11 protein-coding genes are annotated in these 14972 nt (G+C 66.8%); 6 read left to right on the top strand and 5 right to left on the bottom strand.

What is annotated here, in order from left to right; genetic code table 11:
• Positions 1-92: 92 nt before the first annotated feature.
• Both BVIR_RS12510 and BVIR_RS12505 read left to right on the top strand, forming a co-directional pair.
• On the top strand, positions 93-1364 hold the full coding sequence (locus BVIR_RS12510; RefSeq protein ID WP_055037960.1) for a lytic murein transglycosylase: 1272 nt from the start codon (positions 93-95) through the stop codon (positions 1362-1364).
• A gap of 78 nt (positions 1365-1442) precedes the next feature.
• Positions 1443-2687 (top strand): SGNH/GDSL hydrolase family protein, encoded by a 1245-nt coding sequence (locus BVIR_RS12505; protein ID WP_055037959.1) that lies wholly within the window; start codon positions 1443-1445, stop codon positions 2685-2687.
• Between the two features lie 48 nt (positions 2688-2735).
• Here BVIR_RS12505 and BVIR_RS12500 read toward each other — a convergent pair whose 3' ends face one another.
• A complete protein-coding gene (locus BVIR_RS12500) occupies positions 2736-3149 on the bottom strand; it encodes an SEL1-like repeat protein (RefSeq protein WP_145911969.1) in 414 nt (137 codons plus the stop codon).
• Between the two features lie 86 nt (positions 3150-3235).
• On the bottom strand, positions 3236-3826 hold the full coding sequence (locus BVIR_RS12495) for a hypothetical protein (RefSeq protein WP_145911970.1): 591 nt from the start codon (positions 3824-3826) through the stop codon (positions 3236-3238).
• A 157-nt stretch (positions 3827-3983) separates the two neighbouring features.
• Between BVIR_RS12495 and BVIR_RS16935 the strand changes: the two genes are divergently transcribed.
• Positions 3984-4550, top strand: a complete 567-nt coding sequence (locus BVIR_RS16935) for a hypothetical protein (protein ID WP_060832973.1) — start codon at positions 3984-3986, stop codon at positions 4548-4550.
• Positions 4551-4702: 152 nt separating this feature from the next.
• Here the strand turns inward: BVIR_RS16935 and BVIR_RS12485 are convergent, their stop codons facing one another.
• Entirely contained in the window at positions 4703-6130 is a 1428-nt protein-coding gene (locus BVIR_RS12485) for a glutamate synthase subunit beta (RefSeq protein WP_055037955.1), read from the bottom strand.
• A gap of 175 nt (positions 6131-6305) precedes the next feature.
• Positions 6306-11027, bottom strand: a complete 4722-nt coding sequence (gene gltB / locus BVIR_RS12480; protein ID WP_055037954.1) for a glutamate synthase large subunit — start codon at positions 11025-11027, stop codon at positions 6306-6308.
• A gap of 550 nt (positions 11028-11577) precedes the next feature.
• Here gltB and BVIR_RS12475 point away from each other — a divergent pair.
• Positions 11578-12534 carry a PepSY domain-containing protein gene (locus BVIR_RS12475; RefSeq protein WP_055037953.1) on the top strand — a complete coding sequence of 319 codons (957 nt, stop codon included), beginning with the start codon at positions 11578-11580 and terminating at the stop codon, positions 12532-12534.
• 140 nt (positions 12535-12674) lie between these two features.
• Here the strand turns inward: BVIR_RS12475 and BVIR_RS12470 are convergent, their stop codons facing one another.
• Complete coding sequence (locus BVIR_RS12470; protein ID WP_055037952.1) at positions 12675-13148, bottom strand: Hsp20 family protein; 474 nt, start codon at positions 13146-13148, stop codon at positions 12675-12677.
• A gap of 230 nt (positions 13149-13378) precedes the next feature.
• On the opposite strand from BVIR_RS12470, the gene BVIR_RS12465 reads away from it, so the two are divergent.
• Positions 13379-13864 carry a hypothetical protein gene (locus tag BVIR_RS12465; protein WP_145911971.1) on the top strand — a complete coding sequence of 162 codons (486 nt, stop codon included), beginning with the start codon at positions 13379-13381 and terminating at the stop codon, positions 13862-13864.
• A 156-nt stretch (positions 13865-14020) separates the two neighbouring features.
• The gene (locus tag BVIR_RS12460; protein ID WP_055037950.1) at positions 14021-14959 is read left to right on the top strand and encodes an alpha/beta fold hydrolase; all 939 of its coding nucleotides are present in this window, start codon (positions 14021-14023) and stop codon (positions 14957-14959) included.
• Positions 14960-14972: the final 13 nt, after the last annotated feature.

The raw sequence follows: 14972 nt of genomic DNA, 5'->3' as shown, positions 1-14972 counted from the left end.
TCAGACGCGACGGTTGCCGCGTTAACGATGGCTTTACGATAGGCCGCCACGCTTGCAGGGTCACCTCAGCCGGTCGCTGGAGAGGATCCGCCATGCCGTCGTGCGCTCGCCTCGCCACGCTCGCCGTTGCCGCCCTGTGGAGCGCAACGGCCTACGCCCAGGACATCACGTCCTCGATTCCCGCCCAGCCCAGGGCCAGCCATCCGCTGATGACGCCGGAGGCGCTGGCCGAGGCCGAAGCCAATTTCTCCAATTGCCTGGCCGGGCTATGGCCGGCGGCCCAGCGCCGCGGCATCAACCGCCAGACCTTTGAGGCGGTGGTGCGGGCGACCACGCCCGACATGAGCCTGTTCAAGCTCATGGACGGGCAGCCGGAGTTCGAGCGCCCGATCTGGTGGTACGTCGATTCGCTTGTAACCGAGACCCGCATCCGCAAGGGCCGCGAGATGCTGGCGCAGTACAAGCCGGTGTTCGACGCCATCGAGCGGCAGTGGGGCGTCGACCGCCATCTTCTCACTGCGATCTGGGGCATCGAATCCAATTTCGGCACCCGCGACGGCATGGGCGGGCGCGACGTGGTGCGCTCGACCGCCTCGCTCGCCTGCATCGGCCGCCGGCAGGCCTATTTCCAGGATGAGTTCCTGGCGGCGGTGCTGATCCTGCAGCGCGGCGACGTGCCGCCCGACCACATGCGCGGCTCGTGGGCCGGCGCCTTCGGCATGACCCAGTTTATGCCGACCGGTTACGTCCGTTACGCGGTCGATTTCGACGGCGACGGCCACGCCAATCTGGTCGACTCCGTGCCCGATGCGCTCGCCTCGACCGCCAACCGCTTCCGGGCGGAGAAGTGGATGACCGGCCAGACCTGGGGCTATGAGGTGGTGCTGCCGCCGGGGTTTGACTACCTGCTTGCCGACCGCAACCGCCGCCTCAGCCTCGGCGAGTGGAGCCGGCTCGGCGCGCAGCGGGCGAACGGACTGCCGTTTCCACGCTCGGGCGATCAGGCCTTCCTGCTGATTCCAGCCGGGTCGCGCGGCCCCGCCTTCCTGATGCTGGAGAACTTCCGGGTCATCATGCGTTACAATCCCGCTGAGGCCTACGCGCTGGCGATCGGCCACCTTGCCGACCGCATGCGCGGCGGCGGACCGTTTGTGCAGGCGTGGCCGCGGGACGCACAGCTGCTGTCGCGCAACGAGCGGTTCGAATTGCAGATGCTGCTGCTCGGCTACGGTTTCGACATCGGCCAGCCCGACGGCAAGATCGGCGGCAAGACCCGCACTGCGCTGCGGCAGGTTCAGGCTCAGCTCGGCTTGGTGCCCGACGGCTTTGCCACCACCGAGGTGCTGTCCCATCTCAAGCGTTGACCGCGGTGGGCGGGCGCCGCGGCGCCTTGAATCAGCCGGCAAAAGCCGGCACGACTGGCGGACCGACAGGAGGTCGCCATGAATCGGGTGCGCTGGGCTGGTCTGCTGGTCTTGGGCTTCGCAGCGTGGCTGACGGCCGCGCTGCCGGGCGCCGCCCAGGATCGCGACGACCGCTATTTCACCTTGCGCGATCCGTTCCGCACCGAGCGCAGCTATGTGCCACGCACGAACGTGTCGCCGCCGATGATGCTCGACGCACCGAGCCGGCAGGCCGGACCGCTCGACTCGTCGACCAAGGAACCGGAAGGCGACACCTACGCCTCATCCCAGGAGGCGGACGAGGAGCGCGAGACCCCGGCGCTCGAATACATCGCCGTGCTGGGGGATGCGCTGGCCGGCCCGCTTGCCCAGGGCCTCGCCGATTCGTTTGTGCAGGACATGCCCGAGGTTGCCGTCATCAAGAAGGCGAGGGGAAGTTCCAGCCTGATCCGCGACGACGGCATCGACTGGGTCAAGGCCGCCGAGGAACTGCTGGGCAGCGAGAAGGTCACCGTTGGCGTGGTGATGCTCGGCGTCAACGAACGCCAGTCGGCCAAGGACGAGACCGGCACCTTCGAGCCGCGCACGGAGCGCTGGGTTCAGATCTATACGCGCCGCATCGACGAACTGATGGCCAAGTTCAAGGCGAAGAACATCCCGCTGTTCTGGGTCGGCCTGCCGGCGATGAAGAGCACGCGGCTGTCCCAGGATATGCAGTACTACAACGAGATCATCCGCGAGCGGGCGGCGCGGGCCGGCGTGCCGTTCGTCGACGTGTGGGATGGCTTCGTCGACGAGAACGGCCAGTTCGTCACCTCAGGTCCGGCGCTCGACGGCCAAACCCGGCGCCTGCGCGCGTCGGACGGCATCGCCTTCAGCCGTGCCGGTGCCCGCAAGCTCGCCCATTTCGTCGAGCGCGACATCCGCGTGCTGCTCAATCAGCGCATTCCGGAAACCACGCCGCCGCCGGCGGACGACCAGCCGGCGCCGTCGGCGCCGTCCGGCACGCCGTCGGCCCGCGAGCAGGCGCCCCAACAGCCGCCGCGGCCGGTGGCGGGGCCGGTGGTGCCACTGGTGGGCGTGGCTGGGCCGTCCGGACCGCTGGCCGGCGCAAATCCGGCCCGCTCCGGCCTCCAGGCCAGCGATCCGGCGGTGACGCAGGTTCTGCTGAAGGGTGAGCCGGCTCCCACGGTCGCCGGCCGGGCCGACGATTTCGTTTGGCCGGCGGGGGCCGCAGCGCCAGCCCCACCGGTGCCGGCCGAACCCGGCAAGGCGGCACGCTGATCGGCCGCCCTGGAGTAATATTAAAACAACACGAGCTCCGTGCCCGTGTCATGGCCTCCGTGAAGAAGGTAGAGCCGGCGCCGGGCCCGAGCAGAATCGGTCCTGTTCTGCAATAATGGCGTATTCCTTGTTTTCTGCGGCGGCCATCCGCAGGTATTTCCGGCCAATATCGGGACGCTTTTCGACAGAGTAGCCGTGGCAATAAGCCAAGCCAACCCCGAGATAACCTTCCGCCAGCCCACAATCGGCCAGCTTCTTGTAATGCACGTAGGCTTCCGCGTGCTTGGCCATACCTTCGGGAATGTGCCTCTTGATGAGAAGGTCGGTCGCCTCCTCGCTTAAATTCGAGGCGGCAGTATAATGCATGTCAAAATCGCACCACCACTTGACCGTCTCAGCCTTCAGCGACGGAAGCTGATCCTGCCAGACGCCGCTCACAGCACCTCCCAGGATAGCCGCCAACGAAAATCCTCCGATAGCCTTTTTTACCCACCCTTTGAAGCGATTTGAGTGCGGCCCGGGAGCAGGGAAGCTGGTTTGATCGCTGGTCATAATTTATGATATATACCCTGATCTTTCAGCAACGTGGCCGTGCGGACAATTTCTTCCATGACGGTGGCATTGGCTTTTTCCAGCTTGCTAATGCTGGCGTTGATTCTGCTTACTTCACTCTTCACGGCGGGCGTATCAGACGGCGTCTGGGTGCCCTTCGCCGTGACGAAGGCAACGGTCTGGGTGTAGACGGCGGGCGCTGGCTTGTAGATGTCCCGGAACTCCCGGTCCTCGCGCTCCAGCACCTGTGTAAGGTCCATCAGCCGCGTCGAGTTGGCAACAAGACTGTTCTTGTTCTGCGCAATGACGCTCCGCACCGTCGCGTGCTGCTCGCGCAAGGCGATTTCACGTTGCTGTTGGTGCACAATATCATAATCCAGGTCCGAGTTGAGCTGGCGCGCAGCGCCCAGGGCGTACCCGCTGTTCTGCTCCAGCAAGGACTTGCCGTAGGTCTCGGCGAGGAGAACAATGCCGCCGCCGGCGAACGCACCAATCATGGCGCCGAGCCGAGGGTCGCTGCGCGTCTGCTTTGCGATAGCATAGCCCGCGGCCGCGCCGATGACCGCCGCCACCGTCGCACGCAGCATGACGTTTTGGTGCTCCTCTTCCATTACAGCGGAGAGCCCGGCACCCCTTGGTGCCGTCGAACATGCTGCAATTGAGGCCCCCGGCAGGACGACTGCAGACTGCAGGACGCGCCTGCGCGTAAAATAAATCAACGAATCCAATCGAGGAGATCCCTGGATGCGCTTGGCTGTGCTCGCAACCTTCCTTGCTTCCCTAGGGCTTGTCAACGCTGCGGCGGCTCAGACCGCCGGGCAGGAAAGCAGAGAGGACATCGAGCTCGTTCTTCAGTTCATGCATGAATTCAAGCGCGGAGAGGCAGACGATCCCCAAGGTCTTGCCCGCCTTGAGGCAGAGATTGCATCACGCAAGCTGCTTTCTGCCGGCGATCTTGCTCAAGTTCGATTGGGCAAGGCGGCTCCGGGCATGAGCTTGTTCGCCACGGTTGCGTTGAATGAACCTGCGCGGCCTTACCATGCGCGGGTTCCGACGGACAAAGGGCCCATCGATATGCTGATCTATCGACGTTTCTTCGGCCTGTTCACCTACCTCGACTTTTTTTACTTCCAGGACCGGCGCCTCGCCGGCTGGAAACAGGGCGACATGACAAAGCCGCTCCGACGCAATCTGCCGGCTTATAATATTGCCGGCATGACCGTGTCCGTCGACTGCGAGGCTTGGAGCCTGACGGAAGTTCGCTGCCTTGGCCGCAACCGGCAGCCCATTCCGACCTGGCAGACGCCCTGACGCTGGCCCGGATCGACCCGCGAACGCAAAACGTCCCGGGCGGCGGACGGCCTGCTTCCCTCGGTTATGAAGCGTCAATTTCCAGAACGGTCCCGGCGCGAAGCTTGGCTTCGGCCGGGACGACGACGAGTGCAAGCGGCAGGCGAACCGCCTCAGCGCGGCAGCATGGTTGCGCCCATCAGGGACTTGTCGACCGAGTGGGCGCACTGGCGCCCTTCGCGGATCGCCCACACCACCAGCGACTGGCCGCGCCGCATGTCGCCGCAGGCGAACACCTTGTCGACGCTGGTGCGGTAGTCGGTGGTGTCGGCGTGGACGTTGCCGCGCTTGTCGAGGGCAACGCCGGTCCATTCCAGCAGGCCCTCGAAGATCGGCGAGACGAAGCCCATCGCCAGCAGCACGAGGTCGGCGCGAAGCTCGAACTCGGAGCCGGGGACCGGCTGCATCTTGTCGTCGAGCCGCATGCAGTGCAGCTTCTCGACTTGGCCGTTCTTGGAGCCGGTGAACTTGGTGGTCATCACCGAGAACTCGCGCTCGGCGCCTTCCTCGTGGCTGGAGGAGGTGCGCAGCTTGAGCGGCCAGTTCGGCCACGTCAGCAGCTTGTTCTCCTTCTCCGGCGGCCGCGGCATGATCTCGAGCTGGGTGACCGAGAGCGCGCCCTGGCGCACCGAGGTGCCGATGCAGTCCGAGCCGGTGTCGCCGCCACCGATGACGATGACGTGTTTGCCGCCGGCCAGAATGGCCGGCATGTTGGTGGACGGGATCGCCTCGTGGCCGAGGCGGCGGTTCTGCTGCGGCAGGAAGTCCATGGCGAAATGGATGCCGGCCAGCTCGCGGCCCGGAATCGGCAGGTCGCGCGGCTTCTCGGCGCCGCCGGCCAGCACCAGCGCGTGGTGGCGGCTCTTCAGCTGGTTGGGCGGCACGCTGACGCCGACCTCGCAATTGTAGTGGAACACCACGCCTTCGCCTTCCATCTGGGCGACGCGGCGTTCGATGAGGTGCTTCTCCAGCTTGAAGTCGGGAATGCCGTAGCGGAGCAGGCCGCCGGCCCTGGCTGCGCGCTCATAGACGTGGACGTCGTGCCCGGCGCGGGCGAGTTGCTGGGCGCAGGCGAGGCCCGCCGGTCCGGCGCCGACGACGCCGATGCTTTTGCCGGTCTTGGCCGGCGCCGGCTCGGGCTGGATCCAGCCTTCCTGCCAGCCGCGGTCGACGATCGCGCATTCGATGGTCTTGATCGTCACCGGAGCGTCATTGAGGTTGAGCGTGCACGCCGCTTCGCACGGCGCCGGGCACACCCGGCCGGTGAACTCCGGAAAATTGTTGGTGGAGTGCAGGTTGCGCAGCGCCTCCCGCCAATCCTCCTTGTAGACGAGGTCATTCCAGTCCGGGATCTGGTTGTTCACCGGACAGCCGGAATGGCAGAACGGGATGCCGCAGTTCATGCAGCGCGCCGCCTGGTTGCGCGTCGCTTCTTCCGACAGCGGAATCACGAACTCGCGGAAATGGCGGATGCGATCGCTGGCCGGCGCATAGCGGCGGTCCTGGCGGTCGAATTCAAGGAAACCTGTGATCTTGCCCACGGCTATTCACGCTCACATAGATCGAATGGGAAGTCGCACCAGCACAACGGAATCATGCTTCGGAACGAGGGCGGTACATCCGGCCGTGCCATTGATCGGATCGAGACCAACGGCACGGCGCAGCTTGCAGCAACCGCGCCTTTGCGCATGAAGAGGTCGCCGGCGGTTCACCTCATCACTCCGCCGCCTGCTGGGCGGCTTCCTTTTCCTTGGCGAGCTCGGCGAGCGCGCGCTTGTACTCGGTCGGCATCACCTTGCGGAATTTCGGCAGCATCTCGGCCCAGCTGGCGAGGATCGCCTCGGCGCGGGCCGAGCCGGTATAGCGCGCGTGGTTGGCGATGAGCTGGTAGAGCCGTTCGGCGTCGAAGCGGGTCATGTCGCTCATCACGTCCACCCGGCCGTGGGCGGTCAGGTCGCCGCCGGACTGGTGGTAGTGGAGGGCGATCATTTCCTCCTCCTCCCGCACCGGCTCCAGCTCGACCATTGCCATGTTGCAGCGGGCCGCGAACGAGCCGTCCTCGTCGAGCACGTAGGCGATGCCGCCCGACATGCCGGCCGCGAAGTTGCGGCCGGTGCTGCCGAGCACCACCACGACGCCGCCGGTCATGTATTCGCAGCAATGGTCGCCCGCACCCTCGACCACCGCGACGGCGCCGGAGTTGCGCACCGCGAAGCGCTCACCGGCGACGCCGCGGAAGTAGCACTCGCCCTCGATGGCGCCGTAGAGCACGGTGTTGCCGACGATGATCGAGTTCTCCGGCGTCAGCAGTTTCGCCTTGCGCGCCGGGTAGACCACGATGCGGCCGCCCGACAGACCCTTGCCGACATAGTCGTTGGCCTCACCCTCCAGCTCCAGCGACACGCCGTGCGCCAGGAAGGCGCCGAAGCTCTGGCCGGCGGTGCCGGTAAGCTTGATCTGGATGGTGTCGGCCGGCAGGCCGGCGTGGCCGTAGCGCTTGGACACCTCGCCCGACAGCATGGCACCGACCGAGCGGTCGGTGTTCCTCACCGCGAGGTCGACCTTCACCGGTGCACCGCGATCGAGCGCGGCGTTCGCATGCACGATCAGCTCGCGATCCAGCACGTTGCCGAGCTTGTGGTCCTGGCTCTCGGTGCGGTGGATCGCGACGTCCTTGCCGGCGTCGGGCTTGTGGAACAGCTTGGAGAAGTCGAGCCCCTTGGCCTTGGCGTGCTCGATCACCGCGCGGCGGTCGAGCATCTGCATCTGGCCGATCATCTCGCTGAAGGTGCGGTAGCCGAGCTGGGCCATCAACTCGCGGACTTCTTCCGCGACGAAGAAGAAATAGTTGATGACGTGCTCGGGCGTGCCGCGGAAGCGCTTGCGCAGCACCGGATCCTGGGTGGCGACGCCAACCGGGCAGGTGTTGAGGTGGCACTTGCGCATCATGATGCAGCCGGCCGCGATCAAGGGCGCGGTGGCGAAGCCGAACTCGTCGGCGCCGAGCAGGGCGCCGATCACCACGTCGCGCCCGGTGCGCAGGCCGCCGTCGACCTGCACCGCGATGCGGCCGCGCAGCCGGTTCATCACCAGGGTCTGGTGGGTCTCGGCCAGACCGATCTCCCACGGTGAGCCGGCGTGCTTGATCGAGGTCAGCGGCGAAGCGCCGGTGCCGCCCTCGAAGCCGGAGATGGTGACGTGGTCGGCGCGCGCCTTGGAGACGCCCGCGGCGACGGTGCCGACGCCGACCTCCGACACCAGCTTCACCGAGATGTCGGCGGTGGGGTTGGTGTTCTTGAGGTCGAAGATCAGCTGCGCCAGATCCTCGATCGAATAGATGTCGTGGTGTGGCGGCGGCGAGATCAGGCCGACGCCCGGAGTCGAGTGGCGCACCTTGGCGATCACCGCGTCGACCTTGTGGCCGGGCAGCTGTCCGCCTTCGCCGGGCTTGGCACCCTGCGCCATCTTGATCTGGATCATGTCGGCGTTGACGAGGTACTCCGCGGTCACGCCGAAGCGGCCGGACGCCACCTGCTTGATCGCCGAGCGCATCGAGTCGCCGTTCGGCAGCGGCTTGAAGCGGTCCGGCTCCTCGCCGCCTTCGCCGGTGTTCGACTTGCCGCCGATGCGGTTCATGGCGATGGCGAGCGTGGTGTGGGCCTCGCGCGAAATCGAGCCGTACGACATCGCACCGGTGGCGAAGCGCTTGACGATCTCGCTGGTCGGCTCGACCTCCTCGACCGGTACCGGACGGCGGCCGACCTCCTCGGCGCCGCGCAGGCGGAACAGGCCGCGGATGGTGAGCAGCCGCTCGTTCTGCTCGTTGATCGCCTTGGCGAACGCGCGGTACTTGTCCTGGGAGTTGCCGCGCACCGCGTGCTGGAGCAGCGAAACGGTATCGAAGGTCCAGACGTGGGCCTCGCCGCGGTTGCGGAAGGCGTATTCGCCGCCGACGTCGAGCGCGCCGGTCAGCACCGGGTCGTTGCCGAAGGCGCGGGTGTGGAGCCGCACGGCCTCGTCGGCGACCTCGGCGAGGCCGACGCCCTCGATGCGGGTGGCGGTGCCGGTGAAGTACTTGGCGACGAACTCGGATTTGAGCCCGACCGCGTCGAAGATCTGCGCGCCGCAATAGGACTGGTAGGTCGAGATGCCCATCTTGGACATCACCTTGAGCAGGCCCTTGTCGATCGACTTGATGTAGCGCTTGACGATCTCCTTGTCGGACAGCTCCTCGGGGAAGCTGTCCTTCATGGCGATCAGCGTGTCGAAGGCGAGGTAGGGGTTGATCGCTTCGGCGCCAAAGCCGGCCAGGCAGGCGAAATGGTGCACCTCGCGCGGCTCGGCGGTCTCGACCACCAGGCCGGCCGAGGTGCGCAGCCCCTTGCGGATCAGGTGGTGATGCACCGCCGCGGTGGCGAGCAGCGACGGGATCGGAATGCGATCCGGCCCGGTCTGGCGGTCGGACAGGATGACGATGTTGTAGCCGCCGTGCACGGCGGCCTCGACACGGTCGCACAGCCGCTCCAGCGCGCCGTCCATCCCGGCCGCGCCCTTGTCGGCGGGGTAGGTGATGTCGATGGTCTTGGTGTCGAACTTGTCTTCGAGGACGCCGATGCAGCGGATCTTCTCGAGGTCCTCGTTGGTGAGGATCGGCTGGCGCACTTCGAGCCGCTTGCGGCGCGAGGAGCCCTCAAGGTCGAAGATGTTCGGCCGGGGTCCGATGAACGAGACCAAGCTCATCACCAGCTCTTCGCGGATCGGGTCGATCGGCGGGTTGGTGACCTGGGCGAAGTTCTGCTTGAAGTAGGTGAACAGCGGCTTGGAGCGGTCCGACAGCGCCGAGATCGGCGTGTCGTTGCCCATCGAGCCGACCGCCTCCTGGCCGGTGACGGCCATCGGCTCCATCAGGATCTGGAGATCCTCCTGGGTGTAGCCGAACGCCTGTTGTCGATCGAGCAGCGAGACGTCGGTGCGCTGGTCGCCCACCTGAACCGGCTTCAGATCCTCCAGCACGATCTGCGTGCGCCCCAGCCATTCCTTGTACGGATTGGCGGCGGAGAGCATGCTCTTGATCTCGTCGTCGGCGACGATGCGGCCCTGCGCGATATCGACCAGCAGCATCTTGCCGGGCTGCAGCCGCCACTTCTGGACGATGGTCTCTTCCGGCACCGGCAGCACGCCGGATTCGGACGCCATGATGATGCGGTCGTCGTTGGTGACCAGGAAGCGCGCCGGCCGCAGGCCGTTGCGATCGAGGGTGGCGCCGATCATGCGGCCATCGGTGAATGCCACCGCCGCCGGGCCGTCCCACGGCTCCATCAACGCGGCGTGATACTCATAGAAGGCGCGGCGCTCCTCGTTCATCAGCGGGTTGCCGGCCCACGCTTCCGGGATCAGCATCATCATGGCGTGGGGCAGCGAGTAGCCGCCCATCACCAGGAATTCGAGCGCGTTGTCGAAGCAGGCGGTGTCCGATTGGCCCTCGTAGGAGATCGGCCACAGCTTGGAAATATCGTTGCCGAACAGCTCGGAATCGACCGAAGCTTGCCGCGCCGCCATCCAGTTGACGTTGCCGCGCAGGGTGTTGATCTCGCCGTTGTGGGCGATCATCCGATAGGGGTGCGCCAGCGACCACGCCGGGAAGGTGTTGGTCGAGAAGCGCTGGTGCACCAGCGCCAGCGCCGACTCCATGTCCTCGTCGTGGAGGTCCGGATAGTAGGCGCCGAGCTGGTCGGCCAGGAACATGCCCTTGTAGACGATGGTGCGGCACGACAGCGACACCGGGTAATAGCCCGCGGTGCGCGGGTCCTTCATGTTGTAGACCGCGTTCGACACCACCTTGCGGGCGACGAACAGCCGCCGCTCGAAATCGTCTTCGGTGGTGACGTCGCGGGCGCGGCCCACGAACAGCTGGGCGTGGTGCGGCTCGGTCGGCTTGACGCTCTCGCCGAGGCAGCGGTTGTCGGTCGGCACGTCGCGCCAGCCGAGCAGGGTAAGGCCCTCCTCGGTGAGGACGCGGGTGACGATCTCCTGCACCTTGGCGCGGCCCTCGCGGTCCACGGGCATGAAGAAGTAGCCGACGGCATACTCGCCCTGCGGCGGCAGGTCGATGCCGAGCTTGGCGGCCTTCTTGCGGAAGAACTTGTCAGGAGTCTGGATCAGGATGCCGGCGCCGTCGCCGGCGCGCGGATCGGCGCCGACCGCGCCGCGATGCTCCAGATTGACCAGGATCTGCAATGCGTCCTTGACGATCTGGTGCGACTTCAGGCCCTTGATGTTGGCGATGAAGCCGACGCCACAGGCATCGCGCTCAAGGCCCGGATCGTAAAGGCCGACCGGCTTGGGCAGACCAGGGTCGCGGACGACCAGCGCTTTGGTGGCGCCGCACTCCGGATCGATCTGCCGCTCAGTGCTGCTCCGCAGGTCGTGCGCGCCCATAACTCATCCTCGCTCGCGTCAGAACTCGACGCATCTGGTTCCGCCCAAAGGCGAAACGAAATTCCCGTTGTCATTGACCGCGGTGATCGCCGGCCGCCGGTCGTGCTCGGCGGGGTGCCGGTCCACCGATGTCTGCCCGCGTCGCCGGGTGGTTCGAAAGGGACAGTAGGACTGTCCTATATCAAACGGCGAACATGCCAGAACCGATCTTTCGACACAAGGGCGCGCGGGGGCCCGTTTGTGCGAAAAAACACGGTTCCGTTTCGCAAAACGTCGCAGACGCGCAATGAACGTACGGCCGGTGTCGACGCGACGCAATGCCATTACCGCGAAGATGGCACAAGACTTGGTGGGCTCAAACGCAGCCTCGTCCACAGCCCGGCGCCACCGGATCGACCGTACATAACACCGCGGTGGCTATCCATCGGTGCCAGATGCGGTATTTGACTCTGAGGATCTCCTTCGCGAATTGGTCCTAGGCCCGCCTCAATTGAGTGGCTGATCTTTCCACAGGGGTACCTTACAATCGCGCCGTGGAGGCGCTCGTTCCATGGTTGTTTTCCTCGGACCAGCGCGTATTGCCGCGATCGCGGTCGCGCTGCTTTCGGTTGGCGGCCCGGCCTTCGCGCAAGGCTATTATTACCGGCCCTGGGGCCCGGAGTACGGCCGCCCGGTGCCGCCGGCGGCGATCCCCGGTCGGCGCTTCCAGGCCGAGCTGCCGCCCTGGGAGATCGAGACCATGCTGCGCTCGATGGGCTATACGCGGATTTCGCGGCCGCGGATGGCCGGGTCGGTCTACGAGGTCAATGCCACCGACCGGCGGGGCTGGCGCATCGCGCTGGTGGTGGATTCGGAATCCGGGCGCATTCTGGAGCGTGAGGCGCTCGGGGTGGTGGTCGATCCGCGTGATGGCGACGAGCCGCCGGTGAAGCGCTCGCGGCCGAGCCAGGCCTCGCGCACGCCGGCCGAACAGCCCAGCCGGCCAAAGACCGCCGCGCCCGCTGCCGTGCCCGAGGCCAGCCTGCCGCTGGCGCCTGGTCCGGTCACGCCGGCCGAGGCGGCCAAGCCGTCGGAGACGGTGAAGCCGCCCGAGGCCGCCAAACCGTCGGAACCGGCCGAGCCGTCGCCGGCCGTCCGGCCGGTCGAGCTGCCGAAACCGTTGCAGGCGTCAAAGCCTTCGGAGGCACCAAAGCCCGCCGAGGCGCCGAAGCCTTCGGAGGTGGCCAAGCCGGCGGCAGTCGCCCCAGCGGCCAAGGCTGCGGCCAAGCCGCCAGAGCCCGCCAAGTCTGCAACAAAGCCGGCCGACCCGGCCAAGCCGGCGACCGCGGCCAAGGCACCTGAGGCGGCGAAAGCGCCGGAAACCGCCAAGCCGGCGGCGAGCGCCACCGACTCCAGCCGTCCGATCTGGGCGCAGCGGCGTCCGGCTGCCGAGGACACCCCGGCAAAACCGGCGGCGAAAAAGCCCAATCCGGCGGTGGCATTCCCGCCGGTCCAGGGCTTCGAGTGATACGCGGCGGCGAGGCGAGTGCTGCTTCACCGCAGTTGGGTAACGACGGCTGATCCGACCACCAACAAAAAGCGCCCGGGAATTCCCGGACGCTGACGTTGTTGGGGGGGGGTGGGATCACGACGTGATCAACCGAACCATCAGGCGGCGACCTTCTCGGCGCCGTCCACCGTCTTGGCCTCGATGCCTTTGGCGCTGGTCGCGATCGGCACGATGCGCGGCTTGGCTGCCTCCGGAATCACACGGACGAGGTCGATGTGGAGCAGGCCGTGCTCAAGCCGGGCACCCTGGACGGTGACGTGGTCGGCGAGCTGGAAGCGGCGCTCGAACGCGCGGGCGGCGATGCCCTGATACATGAACTCGGGCTTTGCCGTCTCAGGACGCTTGTCGCCGCGGACGGTCAGCGTCTGCTCCTTTGCCTCGATCGAGAGTTCCTGGTCGGTGAAGCCTGCCACCGCGATCGAGATGCGATAGGAATTTTCGCCAGTCCGCTCAATATTGTAGGGCGGATAGGACGGTGTGGTCTCCACCCCCGCCGTCTGGTCGAGCAGCGAGAACAGCCGGTCGAAGCCGATGGTGGAGCGATAGAGGGGGGTCAGGTCGAAGGTGCGCATGGCATATCCTCATCTAACGAGCGACATGGTGACTGACGGACCGCTCTGGAGCCGGTCCCGGCGGCACAGCCCGTAGGCCTGTGCATCCTCGAAATGGGAAGCGGCCGGCGGCTTCGCAAGGGTGCGGGGGCGCTGTCGCGCCTGCCTGAACCGCAGATGAACGCCCGGCTCGGGCTGGGTTCAGCGCCTGCAGGGTAAAGCAGCCGTTTCGCCGGACGGCGGACCGAATCATGATGGAAAGGCTGCTCGCGACGTTTCTAGTGCTGCTGCTGTCGCTGCCGCCCTCGGCGTCGATTGCGCAGCCGGAGTTGCAACGCCTGTTGCGCGATCGCGACACGTCGGTGGTGCCCCGGCTGCCCCGTGTCCCCTACCGGCTGCGGTCGCCGCTCGATGCGCCGTTTCGGGTGCCGGTTCCCCGTTCCAGCGCCGCCCTGGCGCCGCAGGATGTGCTGGCGATCCTGTCGGTTCGCAATCTGGCCCTGGTCGGCGAACTGCGCCGGCGCGGCGACTATTATGTGATGGAGGCGCGCGGTCCCCGCGGCGAAGCGGTTCGGCTGGTGGTCAACGCCTTCTCAGGCGTGGTGGAGGGGGTGCGCGTGCTCGGGCCCAAGGCCGGCCGGGAGGGTAGGGGCGCCAGAGAGGGCGGCCATCGCGAGCGCCTCCGCGATGGCGCCGGACCGGAGGAACCCTCGCGCGGCGACGGTCGCGCCGACTGAACTGGCGGCGGCCCGCTTAAGTTTTTGGTTTGCCGTCCTTATCTATTCGCGTTGCCGCGGGCTTTGGCTGCGGAAAATACATGTGCGGTCGTTGCGGCTCAGCCGCCGCATGGTGTAAGCCGGTCGGCAATCCGGCGGCGCCGGAGCGGGCCGCCGATGGAACTTTTCCCCACCCCCAGCAATCCCGTCCCGAGCGGCGCCGTGTGCGGCCGCATCGTCGCGCGCGATGGCGTCGGGCTGCGCTTTGCGCGCTTTCCTGCCACCAAATCCTGCCGCGGCACAGTGTGCCTGTTCGGCGGCCGCACCGAGCAGGCCGAAAAGTACTTCGAGACCATCGCGGATTTGCGCCGCCGCGGCTTTGCAGTGGCGACGCTGGATTGGCGCGGCCAGGGCGGCTCCGACCGCCTTCTGAAGGATCCGCGCAAGGGCTTCGTGCGCGCGTTCGACGACTACGAGCTCGATCTCGAGGTGTTCATCCGCGAGGTGGTCTATCCGGACTGCCCGCCGCCCTATTTCGCGCTGGCCCATTCGATGGGCGGCGCCATCCTGATTCGCGCCGCCAAGCATAGCCGGCGCTGGTTCGACCGCACCGTCGCGGTGTCGCCGATGATTCGCATCCGACTGCCGGCCTACGACGCAGCGTGGCGCACGGTGCGGCTGCTGCGGGCATTCGGCCTGGGGCGTCTGCTGGTCCCCGGCGGCAAGCCGGGCGACGTCATGCGGCGGCCGTTCGACGGCAACAAGCTGACCTCGGACTCCGCCCGCTACGCCCGCAACGCCGAGATCATCGAACTCCACCCCGACCTTGGCCTCGGCGCGCCGACCGTTGCCTGGGTGGACGAGGCGTTCCGCGCCGCCGCGGAGTTTGCCGATCCGGCCTATCCGTCGACGCTGCGCCACCCGATCCTGATCGTGGCGGCCGGCAATGACGAGGTGGTCTCGACCCTGGCGACCGACCGCTTCGCCATTCGGCTGCTTGGCGGGGCAGGGCTGGTGATACCGGGCGCGCGGCACGAAATCCTGCAGGAGCGCACCGCGGTGCGCGAGCAGTTCTGGGCGGCGTTCGACGCCTTCGTGCCGGGCTCGGGAGCGTAGAGCGTCCGATCTG

It is taken from the genome of Blastochloris viridis, assembly GCF_001402875.1.
Lineage (GTDB): Bacteria > Pseudomonadota > Alphaproteobacteria > Rhizobiales > Xanthobacteraceae > Blastochloris > Blastochloris viridis.
The sequence above is the reverse complement of the archived record's forward strand: the minus strand, read 5'-3'. Positions and strand labels throughout refer to the sequence as shown.

Bases quoted from the DNA above. Each gene is read 5' to 3' on its own strand.
- BVIR_RS12510 (WP_055037960.1), top strand. From the start codon at position 93: ATGCCGTCGTGCGCTCGCCTCGCCACGCTCGCCGTTGCCGCCCTGTGG.
- BVIR_RS12505 (WP_055037959.1), top strand. From the start codon at position 1,443: ATGAATCGGGTGCGCTGGGCTGGTCTGCTGGTCTTGGGCTTCGCAGCG.
- BVIR_RS12495 (WP_145911970.1), bottom strand. From the start codon at position 3,826: ATGCTGCGTGCGACGGTGGCGGCGGTCATCGGCGCGGCCGCGGGCTAT.
- BVIR_RS16935 (WP_060832973.1), top strand. From the start codon at position 3,984: ATGCGCTTGGCTGTGCTCGCAACCTTCCTTGCTTCCCTAGGGCTTGTC.
- gltB (WP_055037954.1), bottom strand. From the start codon at position 11,027: ATGGGCGCGCACGACCTGCGGAGCAGCACTGAGCGGCAGATCGATCCG.
- BVIR_RS12475 (WP_055037953.1), top strand. From the start codon at position 11,578: ATGGTTGTTTTCCTCGGACCAGCGCGTATTGCCGCGATCGCGGTCGCG.
- BVIR_RS12470 (WP_055037952.1), bottom strand. From the start codon at position 13,148: ATGCGCACCTTCGACCTGACCCCCCTCTATCGCTCCACCATCGGCTTC.
- BVIR_RS12465 (WP_145911971.1), top strand. From the start codon at position 13,379: ATGATGGAAAGGCTGCTCGCGACGTTTCTAGTGCTGCTGCTGTCGCTG.
- BVIR_RS12460 (WP_055037950.1), top strand. From the start codon at position 14,021: ATGGAACTTTTCCCCACCCCCAGCAATCCCGTCCCGAGCGGCGCCGTG.